The sequence below is a fragment of the Bordetella ansorpii genome (genome assembly GCF_900078315.1).
Classification (GTDB): domain Bacteria; phylum Pseudomonadota; class Gammaproteobacteria; order Burkholderiales; family Burkholderiaceae_B; genus Bordetella; species Bordetella ansorpii.
In genome coordinates, this window is sequence record NZ_FKBS01000008.1 from 141105 (window position 1) to 159947 (window position 18843).

20 protein-coding genes are annotated in these 18843 nt (G+C 68.5%); 9 read left to right on the plus strand and 11 right to left on the minus strand.

The annotated features are described in order from the left end of the window. The first annotated feature begins 43 nt into the window (after positions 1-43). The 8 genes from A7W11_RS04715 (at position 44) to A7W11_RS04750 (ending at position 6690) form a co-directional block, all read left to right on the plus strand. On the plus strand, positions 44-1576 hold the full coding sequence (locus tag A7W11_RS04715; RefSeq protein WP_066409127.1) for a DUF1800 domain-containing protein: 1533 nt from the start codon (positions 44-46) through the stop codon (positions 1574-1576). A gap of 38 nt (positions 1577-1614) precedes the next feature. Next, positions 1615-2790, plus strand: coding sequence for a DUF1501 domain-containing protein (locus A7W11_RS04720; RefSeq protein WP_066409130.1), 1176 nt, complete (start codon positions 1615-1617; stop codon positions 2788-2790). A gap of 106 nt (positions 2791-2896) precedes the next feature. Then, on the plus strand, positions 2897-3397 hold the full coding sequence (locus A7W11_RS04725; RefSeq protein ID WP_066409135.1) for a glutathione peroxidase: 501 nt from the start codon (positions 2897-2899) through the stop codon (positions 3395-3397). A 162-nt stretch (positions 3398-3559) separates the two neighbouring features. Beyond that, positions 3560-4261, plus strand: coding sequence for a glutathione binding-like protein (locus tag A7W11_RS04730; RefSeq protein ID WP_066409137.1), 702 nt, complete (start codon positions 3560-3562; stop codon positions 4259-4261). A gap of 5 nt (positions 4262-4266) precedes the next feature. Continuing rightward, positions 4267-4734, plus strand: a complete 468-nt coding sequence (locus tag A7W11_RS04735) for a GNAT family N-acetyltransferase (protein ID WP_066409146.1) — start codon at positions 4267-4269, stop codon at positions 4732-4734. A gap of 19 nt (positions 4735-4753) precedes the next feature. Then, positions 4754-5029 carry a biotin--protein ligase gene (locus A7W11_RS04740; protein ID WP_066409161.1) on the plus strand — a complete coding sequence of 92 codons (276 nt, stop codon included), beginning with the start codon at positions 4754-4756 and terminating at the stop codon, positions 5027-5029. Positions 5030-5154: 125 nt separating this feature from the next. After that, positions 5155-5874, plus strand: a complete 720-nt coding sequence (locus A7W11_RS04745) for a lipoate--protein ligase family protein (RefSeq protein ID WP_066409470.1) — start codon at positions 5155-5157, stop codon at positions 5872-5874. A 15-nt stretch (positions 5875-5889) separates the two neighbouring features. Beyond that, positions 5890-6690 (plus strand): RsiV family protein, encoded by an 801-nt coding sequence (locus A7W11_RS04750; protein ID WP_066409164.1) that lies wholly within the window; start codon positions 5890-5892, stop codon positions 6688-6690. Positions 6691-6909: 219 nt separating this feature from the next. On the opposite strand, the gene A7W11_RS04755 is transcribed toward A7W11_RS04750, so the two are convergent. The 6 genes from A7W11_RS04755 to mltG all read right to left on the minus strand — a co-directional run bounded on the left by A7W11_RS04755 (position 6910) and on the right by mltG (position 12949). Then, complete coding sequence (locus A7W11_RS04755; protein ID WP_066409168.1) at positions 6910-8199, minus strand: Glu/Leu/Phe/Val family dehydrogenase; 1290 nt, start codon at positions 8197-8199, stop codon at positions 6910-6912. 139 nt (positions 8200-8338) lie between these two features. Further along, complete coding sequence (locus A7W11_RS04760) at positions 8339-9220, minus strand: ankyrin repeat domain-containing protein (protein WP_066409171.1); 882 nt, start codon at positions 9218-9220, stop codon at positions 8339-8341. Positions 9221-9283: 63 nt separating this feature from the next. Continuing rightward, positions 9284-10054: a TatD family hydrolase gene (locus A7W11_RS04765; protein ID WP_066409472.1), complete on the minus strand. Its 771-nt coding sequence runs from the start codon at positions 10052-10054 to the stop codon at positions 9284-9286. A gap of 130 nt (positions 10055-10184) precedes the next feature. Next, complete coding sequence (holB, locus tag A7W11_RS04770) at positions 10185-11237, minus strand: DNA polymerase III subunit delta' (protein ID WP_066409177.1); 1053 nt, start codon at positions 11235-11237, stop codon at positions 10185-10187. 25 nt (positions 11238-11262) lie between these two features. Continuing rightward, entirely contained in the window at positions 11263-11889 is a 627-nt protein-coding gene (tmk, locus tag A7W11_RS04775; RefSeq protein ID WP_066409180.1) for a dTMP kinase, read from the minus strand. Positions 11890-11932: 43 nt separating this feature from the next. Further along, positions 11933-12949, minus strand: a complete 1017-nt coding sequence (mltG, locus tag A7W11_RS04780) for an endolytic transglycosylase MltG (RefSeq protein WP_066409184.1) — start codon at positions 12947-12949, stop codon at positions 11933-11935. 152 nt (positions 12950-13101) lie between these two features. Between mltG and ygfZ the strand changes: the two genes are divergently transcribed. Beyond that, the gene (gene ygfZ / locus A7W11_RS04785) at positions 13102-14106 is read left to right on the plus strand and encodes a CAF17-like 4Fe-4S cluster assembly/insertion protein YgfZ (RefSeq protein WP_066409474.1); all 1005 of its coding nucleotides are present in this window, start codon (positions 13102-13104) and stop codon (positions 14104-14106) included. A 61-nt stretch (positions 14107-14167) separates the two neighbouring features. Here the strand turns inward: ygfZ and A7W11_RS04790 are convergent, their stop codons facing one another. The 5 genes from A7W11_RS04790 to A7W11_RS04810 all read right to left on the minus strand — a co-directional run bounded on the left by A7W11_RS04790 (position 14168) and on the right by A7W11_RS04810 (position 18736). Next, complete coding sequence (locus tag A7W11_RS04790; RefSeq protein WP_066409476.1) at positions 14168-14857, minus strand: VIT1/CCC1 transporter family protein; 690 nt, start codon at positions 14855-14857, stop codon at positions 14168-14170. A gap of 109 nt (positions 14858-14966) precedes the next feature. Continuing rightward, on the minus strand, positions 14967-15407 hold the full coding sequence (locus A7W11_RS04795; protein ID WP_066409187.1) for a PaaI family thioesterase: 441 nt from the start codon (positions 15405-15407) through the stop codon (positions 14967-14969). Next, positions 15404-16294, minus strand: a complete 891-nt coding sequence (gene mmsB, locus A7W11_RS04800) for a 3-hydroxyisobutyrate dehydrogenase (protein WP_066409192.1) — start codon at positions 16292-16294, stop codon at positions 15404-15406. Before mmsB ends, A7W11_RS04795 begins: the two co-directional genes overlap by 4 nt. A 130-nt stretch (positions 16295-16424) precedes the next feature. Then, a complete protein-coding gene (locus A7W11_RS04805) occupies positions 16425-17585 on the minus strand; it encodes an enoyl-CoA hydratase/isomerase family protein (protein WP_066409196.1) in 1161 nt (386 codons plus the stop codon). Further along, complete coding sequence (locus A7W11_RS04810) at positions 17582-18736, minus strand: acyl-CoA dehydrogenase family protein (RefSeq protein WP_066409199.1); 1155 nt, start codon at positions 18734-18736, stop codon at positions 17582-17584. The genes A7W11_RS04805 and A7W11_RS04810 overlap by 4 nt, the downstream gene beginning before the upstream one ends. Between the last annotated feature and the right edge of the window lie 107 nt (positions 18737-18843).

Here is an 18843-nt window from a genome sequence, read left to right on the forward strand (position 1 = left end):
CAGTCTGAAGACTTGATCGATCCGCCGATCGCAAGGAGCCCTCGTGCAAGCCAAACTCCTGCGCCCCGTCGCGCTCGGATTTTTCTGTCTCGCCCAGGCCTGGGCGCATGCCAGCCTGGCCGCCGGTACGCCGCCCCTGTGGCGACAGGTCGACCGCATCACCTGGGGCGTGACGCCCGCGGAACTGCAGCGCGCGCAGCAGCAAGGCTGGAGTGCCTATCTCGATCGCCAGTTGCATCCCGCCCCGGATGCGGCGCTGCCGCCCGAGGTGCAGGCCCGTATCGACGCCCTCTCCATTTCCCAGGTCGGCGCGGTCGAGGCCCTGCGGGCGCAGACCGAGCGCCGCCGCGAGATACGCGAGTTGCCGCAGGCGCAGCGCGCCGACGCCAACCAGGCGGTGCGCAAGGTCTCCGCCCAGCGCGCCAACGAAGCCAACCAGCGCATGGCCTGGCGCGCGCTGTACTCGCCGAATCAACTGCAGGAGGTGATGACCTGGTTCTGGATGAACCACTTCAGCGTCTACGTCGGCAAGGGCGACGTGGGCGCGCTGCTGGGCGATTACGAAGAGCGCACCATCCGTCCGCATGCGCTGGGCAAATTCAGCGACCTGCTGCGCGCCACGGCCCGCGCGCCGGCCATGCTGCAGTTCCTGGACAACGCCCGCAACGTCAAGGGCAAGATCAACGAGAACTACGCCCGCGAACTGATGGAACTGCACACACTGGGCGTGGATGCCGGCTACACGCAGCAGGACGTCCAGGAACTGGCGCGCGTACTGACCGGGCTGGGCGTCGATCATGGCGAAAAACCCGGTGGCCGGCAGGCGCGCGGCAAGCGCATGCAGGCGACGCAGGACGGCCTGTTCCGTTTCTCTCCCGGCCGCCATGACGACGGCGCCAAGACCCTGCTGGGCCGCACGATACCGCCCGGCGGCATGAACGAGATCGACGGCGTGCTGGATCTGCTGGCCCGCCAGCCCGCCACCGCGCATTTCGTCAGCGGCAAGCTGGCGCGCTATTTCGTGTCGGACAAACCCAGCCGGGCGCTGGTCGAGCGCATGGCGCAGACCTTCCTGAAAAGCGACGGCGACATCGCGCAGGTACTGCGCACGATGTTCGACTCGCCGGAATTCGCGGCCTCGCTGACCGCCGGCAAATTCAAGGATCCCACCCAGTATGTGTACTCGTCGCTGCGCGCGGCCTATGCAGACCAGCCGCCCATCATCAACGTCCGCCCGGCGGTCGCCATGATCAACCGGCTGGGACAGGCGATGGGCCGCCGCATCACGCCGGATGGCTATCCCATGGCCCAATCCGACTGGTCGGGATCGGGCCAGATGACCACGCGTTTCGAGGTCGCGCGCCAGATCGCCACGGGCGGCGCCGGGCTGTACCGCGAATCGCCCGACGCCGCACCGCCCAAGCCCCCCACTCTGCCCAGCCTGCTCGATGCCTATGGCGCGGACGGCCCCTACGCCAGCCTGTCGTCCGCCACGCGAACCGCCATCGGGCAGGCGCCCAACGTGCGCGAAGCGAACACCCTGCTGCTGTCCTCGCCGGAGTTCATGCGCCGCTGACCGCAGCGCAGCTCCCGCCCAGATACGGAGCCCAGATCATGGACCGACGCCGCTTTCTTGCCCATGCCGCCGCCGCCCCCTTGCTGCTGCACGGCGCCAGCCTGTATGCCGCGCCAGCCGCCGATACGCGACTGCTGGTGGTCTTCATGCGAGGCGCCTATGACTGCGCCAACCTGCTGGTGCCCGCCACCAGCGAGTTCTATTACGAATCGCGTCCCAACATCGCCATTCCCAGAGACCAGGCGCTGCCGCTGGCCGATGGCTGGGCGCTGCATCCCGCGCTGGCGGACAGTCTTATGCCGATGTACCAGCGCGGCGAACTGGCCTTCGTGCCGTTCGCCGGCACCGACGACCTCAGCCGCAGCCATTTCGAGACACAGAACAGCATCGAGGTGGGCCGCGCCGCCAGCGCACGCGGCAACTACCGTTCCGGCTTCCTGAACCGCCTGTCCGAGGTGCTGTCGCGCGACAGCCGGCACCCCGCCTCGTTCACCCGCGACGTGCCGCAGATCTTTCGCGGCGAACTCGGCGTGCCCAACATCGACCTGGGCGGCGGCAACCGGAAATCCACGTTGAACGAAGACCGTGCCCGCACGTTGGCGCGGATGTACCAGGGCACCGACCTGGGCCAGTCGGTGGACGAAGGCCTGCAGATCGCCGCTCAGAGCGAGGCCATGCAGAAAGAGATGGCGCAAGCCAATGGCAAGGCGGTCTCCACGCAGACCCTGGCCGCGCAGGCCGAACGCATCGGCGGCTTCATGGCCGACCGCTACAACATCGGCTTCGTCGACGTGGGCGGCTGGGACACGCATGTGGCCCAGGGCGGCGTCAACGGCAACCTGGCCAACAACCTGGGCCGGCTGGGGCAGGCCCTGGCGGCCTATGCGAAGGCCATGGGGCCGGCCTGGAAGAACACCACGGTGGTGGTCATCAGCGAATTCGGACGCACCTTCCGCGAGAACGGCAACCGGGGCACCGACCACGGCCACGGCTCGGTATATTGGGTGCTGGGCGGCACGGTCCGCGGCGGCCGCATCGCGGGCCGGCAGGTCGAGGTCGGGCACGCCACGCTGTTCCAGGACCGCGACTACCCCGTGCTGAACGACTACCGCGCGGTGTTCGGCGGGCTGTTCGGCAAGCTCTACGGACTGAACGCCAGGCAGCTGGACACCGTGTTTCCCGGCACGCGGGCCCAGGACTTGCGGCTGGTCTGAACACGGGCCGCCGCCCTCGCGCGCATTTCAAGGTGGCGTTACACTTCTGGGCGCCAGGCGGCTAGCCGCGGCGTCTTGCCGCCCCAGCCGCCCAAACGGAGGCTGAATGACCACCCTGTTCGATTTCTCCGCGCGCGGCCTCGATGGCCAGGAGCGCCCCCTGTCCGACTTCGATGGCCAAGTCACCCTGGTCGTCAACGTGGCGTCGCAGTGCGGCTTCACGCCGCAGTATTCGGGCCTGGAAGATCTCTATCGCAGCTACCGCGACAAGGGCTTCGCCGTCCTGGGCTTCCCCTGCAATCAGTTCGGCCACCAGGAGCCGGGCGACGACGCCGAGATCCGCAGCTTCTGCGACATGCAGTACGGCGTCACCTTCCCGATGTTCGCCAAGATCGACGTCAACGGGGCGGACGCCCACCCGCTGTATCGCTGGCTGAAGGAACAGAAGCCCGGCCTGCTGGGCACGGAAGGCATCAAATGGAACTTCACGAAGTTCCTGGTGGGCCGCGACGGCCAAGTCATCAAGCGCTATGCGCCGACCGATGCGCCGGCCTCGATCGCCGACGATATCGCGGCCGCCTGCGCCGCCCAGCCCCCCGCCGCCTGAGCGGCTGGCGCGGCGGCGGCAGCACGCCGCGCGTCCGCCGCCGCGGCCTGGGCCGTCAAACCCGCGTGCCGGGCCGGGGCTTGAGCCCCCGCCCGGCGGCAAGCCGCTATCATGGGGACTTGCCGCCCGCACAACGGGCGACGCAACGAGCAAAGGACCATCATGATCGACTTGTACTACTGGACGACCCCCAACGGCCACAAGATCACCCTGTTTCTCGAAGAAGCCGGCGTGCCCTACAAGATCCATCCGGTCAACATCGGCAAGGGCGAGCAATTCCAGCCCGAATTCCTGGCCATCTCGCCCAACAACCGCATTCCCGCCATCGTCGACCAGGAGCCCGCCGGCGGCGGCGCGCCGGTCTCGGTGTTCGAATCCGGCGCCATCCTGCTGTACCTGGCCGAGAAAACCGGCCGGTTCATCCCGCAAGACCTGCGCGGCCGCACCGAGGCCCTGCAATGGCTGTTCTGGCAGATGGGCGGGCTGGGCCCCATGGCCGGCCAGAACCATCACTTCTCGTCGTACGCGCCCGAACCGATTCCCTACGCCATCGAACGCTACGTCAAGGAAACCAACCGGCTGTACGGCGTGCTGGACCACCGTCTGGCCGACCGCGAGTTCGTGGCGGGCGAATACTCCATCGCCGACATGGCGGCCTACCCCTGGATCGTGCCGCACGAGAAGCAAGGCCAGAAGCTGGAAGACTTCCCGCACCTGAAACGCTGGTTCGACGCCATCGCGGCTCGTCCGGCCACCGTGCGCGCCTACCAGAAGGCCAAGGAAATCAACGTCACGCCGTCGGTCAGCGACGAGGCCTCGCGCCGCGTGCTGTTCGGCCAGACCGCCGCCTCGCTGCGCCGCTGAACCGCATGGATCGAGCGGATCCCACTTTCCGGCGCGCCGTCGCCGACGATCTCCCCGCCATCATCGCCCTGCTGGCCGACGACCTGCTGGGCAGTACCCGCGAAGATGCGACCATGCCGCCGCGGCCCTGCTACGTGCAGGCCTTCGAGGCCATCGACCGCGATCCGCTGCACCAGCTCGCCGTGGCCGAGCGCGATGGCCATATCGTGGGCTGCCTGCAGCTCACGTTCATCCCGGGCCTGTCGCGGCAAGGCCTGTGGCGCGCGCAGATCGAAAGCGTGCGCATCGCCGCCAGCGCCCGCGGCACCGGCCTGGGCCGCGTCATGTTCGAATGGGCGATCGCGCAATGCCGCGAGCACGGCTGCGGCGTCGTGCAGCTCACCACCGACAAGCAGCGCACCGATGCGCGGCGCTTCTACGAATCCCTGGGTTTCGTGGCCAGCCACGAAGGCATGAAGCTCAACCTGGATTGAACGGCAAGGAGCCTTCCCCATGCACGGAGAGTACAAAGTCCCCGGCGGCAAGCTGGTCGTGGCCGACGTCGACGTCGTCGACGGCCGCCTGGCCCACGTGTGCATCAGCGGCGATTTCTTCCTCGAACCGCCCGACGCGCTCGAGACCATCAACCGCGGCCTGTCCGGCCTGTCCGCCGACACCGACGAAGCCGGCCTGGCCGAGGCGGTACGCCAGGCCCTGCCCACCGGGGCCGAACTGTTCGGTTTTTCGCCCGAAGCGGTGGCCGTGGTCATCCGCAGGGCCCTGTCATGACATCCATGGACGCTTCCAACACTCCCCCCGCCGCCCCCACCACGGTGCCCCCCCAGCCTGTCCAGGCGCCGCGCCGCACGGCCTGGTCGGACTACGAATGGCAATTGATCCATGAAGGCCCGCAGATGCCGGCCACGCACATGGCGCTGGATGCCGTCATCACCGACGAGGTGGGCGCGGGCCGCCGTCCGCCCACGTTGCGCATCTGGGAATGGTCGGCTCCCGCCGTGGTCATCGGCCGTTTCCAGTCGCTGCGCAACGAGGTCGACATGCAGGCCGCGCACGAGCACGGCATCGCGGTCGTGCGCCGCGTCAGCGGCGGCGGCGCGATGTTCGTCGAGCCTGGCAACACCATCACCTATTCGCTGAGCGTGCCGCAGGCGCTGGTGCATGGCATGAGTTTCCAGGAGTCCTACGAGTTCCTGGACGGCTGGGTGATCCGCGCGCTGCACGACCTGGGCATCAAGGCCTGGTACCAGCCGCTGAACGACATTGCCTCCGAAGCCGGCAAGATCGGCGGCGCCGCCCAGGCGCGCCGCGGCGGCGCGGTGCTGCACCACGTCACCATGTCCTATGACATCGATGCCGAAAAGATGGTGAAGGTGCTGCGCATCGGCCGCGAGAAACTGTCCGACAAGGGCACCACCAGCGCCAAGAAGCGCGTCGATCCGCTGCGCAGCCAGACCGGCCTGGCGCGCCAGACCATCATCGGCCGCATGCTCGACACCTTCTCGGGCATGTGCCTGCTGTCCCCCGGCACCTTGGGCGCGGCCACCCTGGAGGAAGCCGAGCGCCAGGCGCGCGAGAAATTCTCCACCGACGAATGGACCGGCACGGTCCCCTGAGACGCGAGTACGACAATGCTGGACCTACAACGACGCGCGGGCCGTATCGCCCTGATCGCCCTGGCCGCCGCGCTGGTCGCCGCCTGCGGCAGTTCGCCTTCGGACACCATCAGCCTGCCCGCCAAGGGCGCGGCGGCCAGCGAGGGCGACGTGCGCACGGAATCCATCAAGCGCGAACTGACCAAGCCCGGTTGCCGCGGCGAATGCCCACGGATCGTCATCGACAGCGTGGCGTTTCCCGGCATCGCCCCGCTGACCCAGGCGGTGGACCGCGGCCTGGCCGGCATGACGGGCGTGGATGCCAATCTGCAGGGCAATTACCGCACCATCGACGAATACGTGGCGTATTTCTGGCGCACCGCACAACCGCGCGACCGCACGGACCTGCACGCCAAGGTGAGGGATACCGTCGGCGACCTGATCGGGGTCGAACTGACCACCAGCCAATACCTGACGGGCGCCGCCCATCCGATTCCCGCCACGCATTTCCTGAACTGGCAACGCAGCACGGGCAGCGAGCTCACGCTGGCGCAGATGGTCATCCCCGGCCGGGGCGAGCAATATCTGCAGGCGCTGCGCGAAGCCCATGCCGCGTGGCTGAAGCAGAACGAGGACGCGCGCCGCGATCCGGCCGCTTACGACAAGAACTGGCCGTTCCAACCCACCGACAACGTCACGCTGACCCGCCAGGGCATGGTAGTGAAGTACGACGCCTACGCGATCGCGCCCTATTCGTCCGGTCAGCCGGAGCTGACGCTGCCGTACAAGGCGCTGCGCGGCATCCTGAAGCCGGAGTTCATGCCGCCGGGGTCTTGATCGGCTGCGTGGCAGCCCAGCCACCCGGCTTGCCTGTGGCGGGCTGCGGCAGGCACTGCCTGGCCGGCCCTGCCGTCCAGCCCGCGCATGGCCAGCCGCTCGTTGCAGGCCATCGGCCTAACGCCGGCCAGGATGCAAAATGGTCGCCGTCGGGCGACCATTTTTTGCTCGATTCCAGGCAGGCGCCGAAGCGCCCCGCCTGATGCGACCGTCAACCGGTCACGGATACAGGCCGCGCACCTGGCGCGCCTGCAGGATGCGCGTGCACGCCACGATGAACGCCGCCGTGCGCAGCGTGACCTTGTGCTCTTTCGCCATCTGCGACACGCCCGCGTAGGCCTCGCGCATCAGGCGTTCCAGGCGCTGGTTGATCTCTTCCTCGCTCCAGAAGAAGCTGGAGAAGTCCTGCACCCACTCGAAATAGCTGACCGTGACGCCGCCGGCGTTGGCCAGCACGTCGGGCACCACGTACACATTGTTGTCGCGCAGGATGTCGTCGGCCTCGGGCGTGGTCGGGCCGTTGGCGCCCTCGACCACCACCTTGGCGCGCACCTTCGCGGCGTTGCCGGCATTGATCTGGTTCTCCAGCGCGGCGGGGATCAGGAAATCGGTTTCCAGGCCCCAGAACTCGGCGTTGTCCAACGCCTGGCCGCCGCTGAAGCCGCCGACGCCGCCCGTGGCGGCCACATGGGCCAGCAGCTTGTGCACGTCCAGGCCAGCCGGGTTGTAGACCGTGCCGGTGTGGTCCTGCGCGGCCAGCACGGTAGCGCCGGCTTCGTGGAACAGGCGGGCAGCGGTGCCGCCCACGTTGCCGAAGCCCTGCACGATGACGCGGGCCTTGGAGACGTCGATGTTCAGGTCGCGCGCGGCTTCGCAGGCCACCACGAACACGCCGCGGCCGGTGGCCTCGACGCGGCCCAGGCTGCCGCCCAGCGCGATCGGCTTGCCGGTGACCACGCCGGTGGCGGTGGCGCCTTCGTTCATCGAATACGTGTCCATCATCCACGCCATGGTTTGCGCGTTGGTGTTCACGTCGGGGGCGGGAATGTCTTTCGACGGGCCGATGATCACGCCGATCTCGGACGTGTAGCGGCGCGTCATGCGCTCGAGCTCGGATTGCGACAGGTTGCGCGGGTCGACACGGATGCCGCCCTTGGCGCCGCCGTACGGCAGGTTGACGGCCGCGTTCTTGATCGACATCCAGGCCGACAGGGCCATCACTTCGGACAGCGTGACGTCCTGGTGGAAACGCACCCCACCCTTGCCCGGACCGCGCGACGTGTTGTGCTGCACGCGGTAGCCCTCGAAGTGGGCAATGGTCCCGTTGTCCAGCTCGATCGGCACGTCCACGACCAGCGCACGCTTCGGGCGCTTGAGCGTCTCGACCCAACGGCCCAGCGAGCCCAGGTAGGGCGTGACGCGGTCTACCTGTTGCAGGTAGATGCCCCACGGGCCGAGATGGTCGGGATCCAGATACGACGGCAATGCATGGGTGGGAGTTTGAGACATGAGGCTGCTCTCCTGGAGGAATGACGCCATTTTATCCACGAACCCAAATACGTCCCCAATTAATTCATATTTATTTAATTAGGGACGTATTAAATATTGCTGGTCAGACTGAATTCACGCAGTGTCAGGCTATTTTCACTCAATCATAGGACTGCTGGCGTACGCCCGTCACGCCTCGAATCGTCGGCGCGGGCGGCGTTGCGGTGGCGGGCGCGGGCTGCATGGCCGCCGGCGCGGGCGGCGCCTCAGGCAGGGGGGCGGATTGCATCGGGGGCAGGCTGGGCGCCGGCGCAATCGGTTCGCCCTGCCCTTGCGTGGCCCGCAGGTCGCGCTTGCGCTGTTCCGCCCGCGCCACCACCTCTTTGAGATTCTTCGCCAACGCCGGCTCCTTGCGCGCGTCGACCCAGTCGGCGGCATTCTTGCCCTCGAGGTCGCGGGTGGTCACATCCGCGCCGGCGTCCATCAACAGTTGCACCATGGCCTGGTTGCCCGACAGCGCCGCCATCATCAGCGGCGTGGCGCCCTGGGGCGACGGCGCATTGGGCATGGCCTGGTTCTGCAGCATGAGCTTGGCGGCGGCGACCTGGCCCTTCGACGCGGCGTAGTGCAGCGGCGTCCAGCCCAGGCGATTCACATGAGCGCCACGGGCGATCAACGTCCTGGCCCGCTCGGTCTCGCCCAGCAGCGCCAGATACATCAAGGGCGTTTCGCCGGCCGGATTCTCGGCGTTGACGTCGGTGCGGGGATCCGCCGCCAGCAGGTCGAAGACCTTCCACGCCTTGTCGATGACCGCGCGCATGATGGCCGGCTGGCCGTTCTGATAACGTAGATTCGGATCGGCGCCCTGGGCCAGCATGGCGCGCATCTCGTCCACGCGATCGTTGGCAATGGCCGGCCACCAGTTGGCGGAGACCTGCGCGGCCGACACGGGCGCCCCCCCGGCCAGCGCCAGGGCCATGACCAGGGCGGCCGGCGCGATGCGGCTGCCTGAACGTTGAATGAAATTCTTACGCTTGAACATAGCCATATCGCACAATCCTAAAGTAATGCTTTAACTTTATAAGATGAGATATTTTAGATTAGATTATCTCTTTATCTTATTGAAAAGTTTGAAGAAATTTTCCGTAGATGCCTGAGCCACGTCTTCCACCGGAATACCCTTCAACTGGGCGATGCGTTCGGCCACGTGCACCACCTTGGCCGGGTCGTTCAGCTTGCCACGATGCGGCACGGGCGCCAGATAGGGCGAATCCGTCTCGATCAGCAGGCGGTCCAGCGGCATGCGGGTCGCCACGTCATGCACGACCTGGGCATTCTTGAACGTGACGATGCCCGACAGCGAGATATGGAAATTCTGATCCATGGCCTGGCGCGCGATCTCCCAGGTCTCGGTAAAACAGTGCATGACGCCGCCGACTTCCGCCGCCCCCTCTTCCCGCAGCATCCGCACCGTATCGGCGGCCGACGAGCGCGTATGCACGATCAGCGGCAGGCCCGTGGTGCGCGCGGCGCGGATATGGCGGCGGAAACGGTCGCGCTGCCAGTCCAGCGGCTCGGACAGGCGGTAATAGTCCAGGCCCGTCTCGCCGATGGCCACCACTTTGGGGTGCCGGGCCAGGCGCACCAGCTCTTCGGGCTCGGGATCGGGCGTGTCCTCGTAGTCGGGATGCACCCCCACCGACGCCCACAGGTTGCCATGCGGCTCGACCAGTTCCATCAGGCCGGGCCATTCCGGCATGTTCACGCTGACGACCAGGGCGTGGCTGACCCGGTTGGCCTGCATGCGGTCCAGGATGCCGGGCAGGTCCTTCGCCAGTTCGGGAAAATTCAGATGGCAATGCGAATCGACGTACATGGTGGATGGGATGATGGCCGCGGGCGGCGCCTGCGCGCGCCGCGGCATGGACTGAGACAGGCGTATCCGCCAGGAAAGCCGCCGCGAGGGCGGGCTTGTTCGATCAATGCGGCCCCGGGGAACCGGGACATCATGCCTGGCAGGATAGCACCACCCGCTGCAGCGCCGCATGGGCGAACAGCTTGGCATTCAAGGGGTGATTGGCCACCGCGCGCTGGGTGGACAGCCAGTGGGCCGTGTCGGCCACCCGCGCGGGATGCGCCCGTGCGGCCGCTTTGCCCACGGCATCGGCCAGCGAGGGAAAATAACGCGCGGGGGCGCCGCAGCCGGCCAGCATCAGGTCGGCATGCAGACGCTGCAACGCATCGATCCATTCGGGCGTCGGGATTTTTTCCAGCCATTCGGTCAGTGTCCCCACATCCGGCGCCTTGCCCACGGACAAGGGAACGATCAATTGGCCCAGCCAGGCGGGACACGGCAGGTCCTGCTGCTGCGACAGGCGCTGGGCCGCCAGGGGCGCGCCGCCCGCCGCGGCCAGCCACTCGGCCGCCGGCTCCACGCCCTGGTCGCGCAGCCATTGCAGGGCCAGCTCGGGCGCCGGCGCCGGCAACGGCAGGCGCCGGCAGCGAGACACCAGCGTGGGCAGCAGGCGATCGGGCGCATCGGCCACCAGCAGGAACACCGTATTGGGCGGTGGTTCTTCCAGCACCTTCAGCAGCGCATTGGCGGAAATCACGTTCAGCGCCTCGGCCGGATACAACAGCGCCACGCGCCAGCCGCCACGGTGCGTGGCGGTGTTGAACCAGGATTCCAGGCCGCGGATCTGGTCGATGCGGATGTCCTTCGACGGCGCGCGCTTGGCCCCGCCCGTGGCAGGCGTCTCGGTTTCGTCGGATTCGGGCGCGGCATCCGCGCCCTCTTCCAGCGCCACGGCCTCGGGGCGGATGCGTCGCAGGTCTGGGTGATTGCCGGCGGACACCCACGCGCAGGCGTTGCAGCGCCCGCAGGCCAGGCCGTTGTCGGGCGACTCGCACAGCAGGCTGGCCGCGGCAGCCGCCGCGAATTGCAGCTTGCCGATACCGGCCACGCCGTGGATCAGCCAGGCATGGGCGAAACGCTCGCGCTGGCCGAGCCAGCCGTGCGCCTTTTCCATGTGCCAGGGAAGAAATGCCGCCAGACTCATCGAACCCCCCGCATCCGCATGACCATCATTGCGCCGACGCCAGCAACGCCTGCAACTCGGCCGCGAGCTGGGCCCGGACCTCGTCCACGGAACGGCTGCCGTCGATGATGTGCAAACGTTGCGGCTGCGCCTGCGCGCGCGCATGGTAGGCCGCGCGCACGCGCTCGAAGAAGGCGCCGGCCTCGCGCTCGAAGCGGTCGGGGTCGCGGCTGGCCGACAGGCGCTGGCGCGCCACCTCGGGCGGCACGTCGAACAGCCAGGTGCGGTCGGGCTGCAGGCCGGGCTGCATCCATTGTTCGAGCGCGGCGATGCGTTCGGTGCCCAGCTCGCGGCCACCGCCCTGGTAGGCGTAGGTGGCGTCGCTATAGCGGTCGCAGACCACCCACGTGCCGCTGGCCAGCGCGGGCTCGATGACGGTGCGCACGTGTTCGCAACGGCCGGCGAACATCAGCAGCGTCTCGGTTTCCAGGTGCATGGGTTCGTGCAGCACCAGCTCGCGCAGGCGTTCGCCCAGCGGCGTGCCGCCCGGTTCGCGGGTGGCCAGCACGGTGCGGCCCGAGGCGCGGATCGCGTCGACCAGCCAGCCGGCGTGGGTGCTCTTGCCGGCGCCATCGACGCCTTCCAGCGTGATGAAAAGACCGCGGGCCGTCATTCGGCCCTCACGGATTGCGTACGGATGATCGTGCGCGGGAAAATCATTTCTGCCCTTGTCCCAGGATGTAGCGCGAGACGTTGCGGTTGTGCTCGTTCAGGTTGCGCGAGAACTCGCTGGTGCCGTTGCCGCGCGAAACGAAATAGTAGTAGTCATGCGCCTCGGGATGCGTGGCCGCATGCAAGGCGGCGCGGCCCGAGGCGGCGATGGGCGTGGGCGGCAGGCCGGGCCGGGTGTAGGTGTTCCACGGCGTATCGGTCTGCAGGTCGCGCTTGCGGATGCGGCCGTCGTAGGCGGCGCCCATGCCGTAGATGACGGTGGGATCGGTCTGCAGCAGCATGCCGCGGCGCAGGCGGTTGACGAACACGCCGCCGATGCGCGCGCGGTCGGCGCCGTCGCCGGTTTCCTTCTCGATGATCGAGGCCAGGATCAGCGCCTCGTAGGGCGTGGCCAGCGGCAGGTCGGGCGAGCGGTCGGCCCAGAACTTCTGCAGCACCTGCTCGCCCGCCTGGTAGGCGCGGCGCAGGATGTCGAAATCGCTGCTGCCGGGGGTGAACACATAGGTGTCCGGGAAGAACATGCCTTCCGGATGCTCGATTTCGGAGCCCAGGCGCTTCATCAGCGCCTCGTCGCTGACGCCGTCCAGCGTCTGCTTGACGTCGGGATGGTTGCGCAGCGCGTCGCGCATCTGGCGGAAGGTCCAGCCTTCGACGAACGTGATCTGCCGTTGCGACATGTCGCCGCGCGCCATGCGTTCCAGCAGCTTCCAGGGGCTGTCGCCCTGCACGGCCTCGTAGCCGCCGGCCTTGATCAGCTTGTCCTGTTCGGTCAGGCGCGCCATCCAGATGAAGCCGTCTTCCCAGACGGGAATGCCCGCCTGCGCCAGCGTGCGCGCGACCGCGCGCGGGTTGCTGCCGGGCTGCACCACGAAATCGACGCGCTCGGCGGCCAGCGGTACGGGTTCATGCGCCCAGCGCCAGGCCAGGCCCACGACGGCGGCAGCCGCCACGAGCGCCAGCAGCACGAACATCAGAAAGAGGGTGCGGAAACGGATTCTCATGAGTGGGGTGAAGTGTAATGGATAGGCGCGGCGCCCGGCCGCGTTCCGCCCCTGACAAGCGCAAGGACTTGAACCGGCTGGCGGCCGGCACGGCGTATCATGGGAGTTTGCCTGCCAGCCGCGGGCGGCGCTGCCGTCCGCCTACCGCCACCATGCATGCTTTCTACGATTCGATTCCGCTGGGCGCCGAAGGTTCGCCGCTGTGCGCGCCGCTGCCCGGCTTCCGCGTCCTGGCCGCCGCCGGCGACGATGCCCTGCCCTTTCTGCACGGCCAACTGACGCAGGACGTCACCGGCCTGCCCGCCGACGCCGCGCGCCTGGCCGGCTATTGCACCGCCAAAGGCCGCCTGCTGGCCACGCTGGTGATGTGGCGTGCCGCCGAAGGCGCCGAGAACGATGCCCGCCTGTACGCCCTGGTGCGCGCCGATCTGGCCGAGGCCTTGCAGAAGCGCCTGTCCATGTTCGTGCTGCGGGCCAAGGCCAAGCTGTCGTTCGCGGCCCTGCACCCCGCCGGCGTGCAATGCGACGCCGATCAGTTGCCTGCCCTGCAGGCCGCCGCGGGCGGCGAACTGCCGCGCACGGCCTGGCAACGCGTGGAACGGGTCACCGGCACCTGGATCGCCGCGCCCGCGGCCAGCGGCGCCAGCCTGCGCTGGTGGTGGATCGCCAGCGATGCCCAACTGCAACAGGCCGGCGCCCTGGGCCAGTTGCTGGCCCGTGCCGTGCCCGCGCTGTGGCAAGCCGCCGACCTGGCCGCCGGGCTGCCCTGGATCGGCAGCGCCACGCAGGATCTGTTCATTCCGCAAACGGTCAACCTGGAACTGGCCGGCGGCGTCAGCTTCACCAAGGGCTGCTATCCCGGACAGGAAGTGGTGGCGCGCAGCCACTACCGCGGCACGGTCAAGCGGCGCATGGCCTATGGCCAGTTGCAGGGCAGCGCCGGCACGGATCAGTTGGCCGGCCTGGACGTCTACGACGCCACGCAACCTGGCGAACCCTGCGGCCGCGTGGTCGACGCCACCGGGCATGCGGGCGTCTCGCTGCTGTTCGAGACCACCCTGTCGTCGCTGCCGGAGGGCGATCTGCGGCTGGGCGCGCCGGACGGCCCGCGCATCGAGGTGATGCCGCTGCCGTATGCGTTGACGGCAAACGCTTGACCGCGTGATGCACGCGCAGGGCGCGCCGCGTCATCGACACGGTTTCGCCCTGCTTGCCGATCTACACCGCCACCCCGAACAACGCGCCCACCCCGGCGGTCAGTCCAATCGCCAAAGCCCCCAGCACCATGACCCGGATGCTGGCGCGCCCCATCGGCGCGCCGCCGGCCCGTGCCGAAACGGCTCCCAACAGCCCAAGGCAAACCACCGACGCCACGCTGACCGTCCCGATCACGCCCGGCAGCGGCGCCAGTGCGGACACCGCCAGCGGCAACGCCGCCCCCACCGCGAACGACCCCGCCGAAGCCACCGCCGCCTGCACGGGCCGAGCGCGGTTGTGCAAGGAAATGCCCAATTCGTCGCGCGCATGCGCGTCCAGGGCGTCATGCTGCGTCAACTGGCGCGCCACCTGCCCGGCCAGGTCGGGGCTCAGCCCGCGCGCCACGTAGATGCCGATCAATTCGTCCAGTTCCTGCGCCGCATTGCCACGCAACGAGCGCATTTCCATCTGCAGGTCGGCGGCCTCGGTATCGGCCTGGCTGCGCACCGAGACGTACTCGCCGGCCGCCATCGACAGCGATCCGGCCACCAAGGCCGCCAGTCCGGCCGCAAGAATGGCTTCGTGACTAGTCTGCGCGGCCGCCACGCCGGCGATCAGACTGGCGGTGGAGACGATGCCGTCATTGGCGCCCAGCACGGCGGCGCGCAGCCAGCCGATACGGAAGATGCGATGGTGTTCTGCGGTAGGCATCATGGAACGCGCCCGGCAACCCTGCCGATCGGCGCGTGCCGAGTATAAGCCCGCGCTGTCCGTGGTCACACCGCCCGATGCCGCCGCACGTGCCGGCCGGCGGCGCGCATCAACGCCGCGTGACGCGCACCGTGGTCATCAAGCCCACCACGCACAGCGTGGGCTGGCCGTCGCGCCAGGCATGCACCTCGGCCTGGCAGACGGTCAGGCGGCGCCCCGGCTTGAGCACGGTGCCGGTCGCCACGTAATACTCGCCCGAGGCCGGCGCCAGGAAGTTCATCTTGAACTCGGAGGTCAGCACGTCCTCGCCCGGCTCGAACAGGCTGAAGGCGGCATAGCCGCCCGCGCTGTCGGCGATGGTGGTGGAGATGCCCGCGTGCAGGAAGCCGTTCTGCTGCGACAGGTCGGCGCGATGCGCCAGGCGGATCTCGACCTTGCCGGGCGCCGTCACGCGAAGTTCCGCGCCCATCATCGCCATCACGCCCTGGCGGGCGAAGCTGGCCTGCACGCGCGCGGCCAGTTCTTCCGATACCGCCGCGCCGCCGCTCATCCGGGCTTGCGGGTATACAGGCGCACGATGCTGGAGAAGTCCAGCCCGCCGCTGCCGCCCTGGCTGTGCAGCGCATACAGGTTGCGCGCCAGCTCGCCCAGCGGCGTGGCCGCGCGCGCCGACAACGCCGCCTCGGCCGCCAGCCCCAGATCCTTGAGCATCAGGTCCGTGCCGAAGCCGCCCGCATAGTCCTTCGAGGCCGGCGCGTTGGGCATCACCTCGGGCCAGGGGTTGTACAGCTCGGTAGCCCAGTTGCGGCCCGAACTCTTGGCGATGATGTCGGACAGCACCTTGGGATCCAGCCCGTTGGCCACGCCCAGCGCCAGGGCCTCGGAAGTGCCGGCCATCAGGATGCCCAGCAGCATGTTGTTGCAGATCTTGGCCACCTGGCCGGCGCCCGACGGTCCGGCATGGAAGATGTTCTTGCCCATCTGCTCCAGCACGGGCCGGGCCCGCGCCAGCGCCTGGTCGGCGCCGCCCACGATGAAGGTCAGCGTGCCCGCCACCGCGCCGCCCGTGCCGCCGGACACCGGCGCATCCACCATGTCCAGGCCGCGCGCCTGCGCGGCCGCGCCCACCTTGCGCGCCGAATCCGGCGCGATGGTGCTGCAGTCGATGACCAGGGTAGGCGGCTGGATGCGGGCCAGCAGGTCTTCGCCCAGGTACAGGCCCTCGACGTGCTTGCTGGCCGGCAGCATGGTGATGACGATCTCGGCGCCCGCCACCGCCTCGGCGGCCGAGCCCGCGGCGCGCGCGCCGGCGTCGGTCAGCGTGCGCACCGCCGCGGGCACCAGATCGAATACGGTCAGCGCGTGGCCGGCCTTGATCAGGTTCTGCGCCATCGGCGCGCCCATGTTGCCCAGCCCGATGAAAGCGATACTGCTCATGTTGCGTGTCTCCTCGCATTGTCTGGCCCCGTGTCCGCGCCCGGGTCGGGACGGGCGGCCATCAGGGCGCTCGTCCCGCCGAGACGTCGGCGCGGGGTCTTGGGGGTGAATCGTCGCGTGCCGCGGCGGGTCAGGCGCGGCCCAGGTCCTCCAGCGGATGGGGCATGTCCTCCGGCCAGGGTTCCTGGAAGAACTGCTGCACCCAGGCCGCACTGGCCTCGGCCAGCGTGGCCGGGTTCCACTTCGGGGTCTTGTCCTTGTCGATCAGCAACGCGCGGATGCCCTCTTGCAGGTCGCCGTGCGCCGTGCAGACCAGCGCCGCCACGTACTCGATGCGGAACACGTCTTCCAGCGAACGCAGCCGCGTGTGCTGTTGCAGCGCGTAGGCCAGCCGCGCCGAGCCCGGCGAACCGGCCAGCATGGTCTTGGCGGCGCGCGCCAGCCACGGATCGTCGTGGTTCTTCAGTTCGGCCAGCTCTTCGTAGATGGTTTCCAGCTTCATCTCGCCGCAGATGCTGTTGATCAGGAACGAGTGCTGGCGCAACGGGCCGGGTTCGAGCGGCTCGGTGGGCTCGTGCGCCAGCAGCACCTGGCGCAGCAGGCCGTCGTTGATGGAGCGCGGCGCCAGGCCGCCCTGGTTGGGGCCGCCCGCCCAGGGCTGGTGCAGGAGCGCCTCGCAGAACCGCGGCCAGTCGGCCGGATCGAGCCGGAAATCGGCCATGCCCGCGAAGAAGGCGTCCGAGGTGTTCAACTGCGCGCCCGTCAGCGCCAGGAACAGGCCCACGCGGCCGGGCATGCGGTTCAGCATCCAGCTGGCGCCCACGTCGGGAAACAGTCCGATGGAGATCTCGGGCATGGCCACGCGCGCGTCGGAACTGACCACGCGGTGGCTGGCGCCCATCATCAGGCCCACGCCGCCGCCCATGACGATGCCGCGGCCCCAGCACAGCAGGGGCTTGGGATAGCAATGGATCAGGAAGTCCAGCCGGTACTCGTGCTCGAAGAACGTGCGCGCATGGGTATTGGCCCACGCGCCCTGCCCCGCATGCTCGCGCATGCTGCGATACAGGCCGTGCAGGTCGCCGCCCGCGCAGAACGCCTTTTCGCCGGCCCCTTGCAGGATGACCAGCGCCACCGAACTGTCGGCCGCCCAGGCGCGCAACTGCACGTCCAGCATGTCGACCATTTCCAGGGACAACCCGTTGAGGGTCTGCGGCGAATTCAGCGTGGCCACGCCCAGGCGCATGCCGGTATCGGTAAAGCGTTCCTCGAACAGCACGGGTACGTTCATCTTATGTCGACTCCTTTATCCAGCAGTTGTCGGGCCACGATCACACGCATGATCTCGTTGGTGCCCTCAAGTATTTGGTGTACCCGAGTATCGCGCACCAGACGCTCCAGCGGATAGTCACGCAGGTAACCATATCCGCCATGCAGTTGCTGCGCGTCCAGGCAGATCTGGAAGCCCATGTCCGTGGCGAAGCGCTTGGCCATCGCGCAATAGGTGGTGGCATCCGGCGAGCCGCCGTCCAGCTTGCAGGCGGCCAGCCGCACCATCTGGCGCGCCGCCACCAGGTGCGTGGCCATGTCGGCCAGCTTGAACTGCAGCGCCTGGAACTCGGCCAGGCGGCGGCCGAACTGTTTGCGCTCGTCCATGTAGCGGCGCGCCGCGTCCAGCGCACCCTGCGCCGCGCCCACCGAGCAGGTGCCGATGTTGATGCGCCCGCCATCCAGGCCCTTCATGGCGATCTTGAAGCCCTCGCCCTCGGCGCCCAGCAGGTGGCCCGCGGGCACCCGCACGTTCTCGAAGGTGATGGGCCGCGTGGACTGGCTGTTCCAGCCCATCTTCTGTTCCTTGCGGCCGTAGCCGATGCCCGCCGCATCGGCCGGCACGGCGAAGGCGCTGACGCCGCCCGCGCCCGCGCCACCCGTGCGCGCCATGACCACCAGCAGATCGGTATCGCCCCCGCCCGAGATGAAGGCCTTGGCGCCGTTGATGACATAGTCGCCGCCCTCGCGCTCGGCGCGGGTCGACAGCGACCCGGCATCCGACCCCGCGCCGGGTTCGGTCAGGCAGTACGACGCCAGCTTCTGGCCGCTGGCCAGCGCGGGGCCCCATTCGGCGCGCAGCGCCGGCTGGCCCCACTGGCCCACCATCCACGTGGCCATGTTGTGGATGGTGAGAAAGGCGGTGGTGGACGGATCGACGGCGGCCATCTCCTCGAAGACCAGCGTGGCGTCCAGGCGCGGCAGGCCCAGGCCGCCGATCTCTTCGCTGGCATAGATGGCGCAGAAGCCCATCTCGCCGGCGCGCGCAAAGGCCTCGCGCGGGAAGATGCCTTCCGCATCCCAATGCGCGGCGTTGGGCGCAAGCTCGCCCTGGGCATAATCGCGCGCCGCCTGGGCGAAGGCGCGCTGCTCGTCGGTCAGTTCCAGGTCCACGAAGCGTCTCCAGAGATCGTTATGGTCTTATGGGGATGCGACCGTCTCATGAAGGATGCCGGCCGCTGGATATTACGTTAACGTAAACGTCATACCCAGTTCAATCT

What these genes read in the sequence shown, in the direction of transcription:
- A7W11_RS04720 (WP_066409130.1), top strand. Translation starts at nt 1,615, where the DNA reads ATGGACCGACGCCGCTTTCTTGCCCATGCCGCCGCCGCCCCCTTGCTG.
- A7W11_RS04725 (WP_066409135.1), top strand. Translation starts at nt 2,897, where the DNA reads ATGACCACCCTGTTCGATTTCTCCGCGCGCGGCCTCGATGGCCAGGAG.
- A7W11_RS04730 (WP_066409137.1), top strand. Translation starts at nt 3,560, where the DNA reads ATGATCGACTTGTACTACTGGACGACCCCCAACGGCCACAAGATCACC.
- A7W11_RS04735 (WP_066409146.1), top strand. Translation starts at nt 4,267, where the DNA reads ATGGATCGAGCGGATCCCACTTTCCGGCGCGCCGTCGCCGACGATCTC.
- A7W11_RS04740 (WP_066409161.1), top strand. Translation starts at nt 4,754, where the DNA reads ATGCACGGAGAGTACAAAGTCCCCGGCGGCAAGCTGGTCGTGGCCGAC.
- A7W11_RS04745 (WP_066409470.1), top strand. Translation starts at nt 5,155, where the DNA reads ATGCCGGCCACGCACATGGCGCTGGATGCCGTCATCACCGACGAGGTG.
- A7W11_RS04750 (WP_066409164.1), top strand. Translation starts at nt 5,890, where the DNA reads ATGCTGGACCTACAACGACGCGCGGGCCGTATCGCCCTGATCGCCCTG.
- A7W11_RS04755 (WP_066409168.1), bottom strand. Translation starts at nt 8,199, where the DNA reads ATGTCTCAAACTCCCACCCATGCATTGCCGTCGTATCTGGATCCCGAC.
- A7W11_RS04760 (WP_066409171.1), bottom strand. Translation starts at nt 9,220, where the DNA reads ATGTTCAAGCGTAAGAATTTCATTCAACGTTCAGGCAGCCGCATCGCG.
- A7W11_RS04765 (WP_066409472.1), bottom strand. Translation starts at nt 10,054, where the DNA reads ATGTACGTCGATTCGCATTGCCATCTGAATTTTCCCGAACTGGCGAAG.
- holB (WP_066409177.1), bottom strand. Translation starts at nt 11,237, where the DNA reads ATGAGTCTGGCGGCATTTCTTCCCTGGCACATGGAAAAGGCGCACGGC.
- tmk (WP_066409180.1), bottom strand. Translation starts at nt 11,889, where the DNA reads ATGACGGCCCGCGGTCTTTTCATCACGCTGGAAGGCGTCGATGGCGCC.
- mltG (WP_066409184.1), bottom strand. Translation starts at nt 12,949, where the DNA reads ATGAGAATCCGTTTCCGCACCCTCTTTCTGATGTTCGTGCTGCTGGCG.
- ygfZ (WP_066409474.1), top strand. Translation starts at nt 13,102, where the DNA reads ATGCATGCTTTCTACGATTCGATTCCGCTGGGCGCCGAAGGTTCGCCG.
- A7W11_RS04790 (WP_066409476.1), bottom strand. Translation starts at nt 14,857, where the DNA reads ATGCCTACCGCAGAACACCATCGCATCTTCCGTATCGGCTGGCTGCGC.
- A7W11_RS04795 (WP_066409187.1), bottom strand. Translation starts at nt 15,407, where the DNA reads ATGAGCGGCGGCGCGGCGGTATCGGAAGAACTGGCCGCGCGCGTGCAG.
- mmsB (WP_066409192.1), bottom strand. Translation starts at nt 16,294, where the DNA reads ATGAGCAGTATCGCTTTCATCGGGCTGGGCAACATGGGCGCGCCGATG.
- A7W11_RS04805 (WP_066409196.1), bottom strand. Translation starts at nt 17,585, where the DNA reads ATGAACGTACCCGTGCTGTTCGAGGAACGCTTTACCGATACCGGCATG.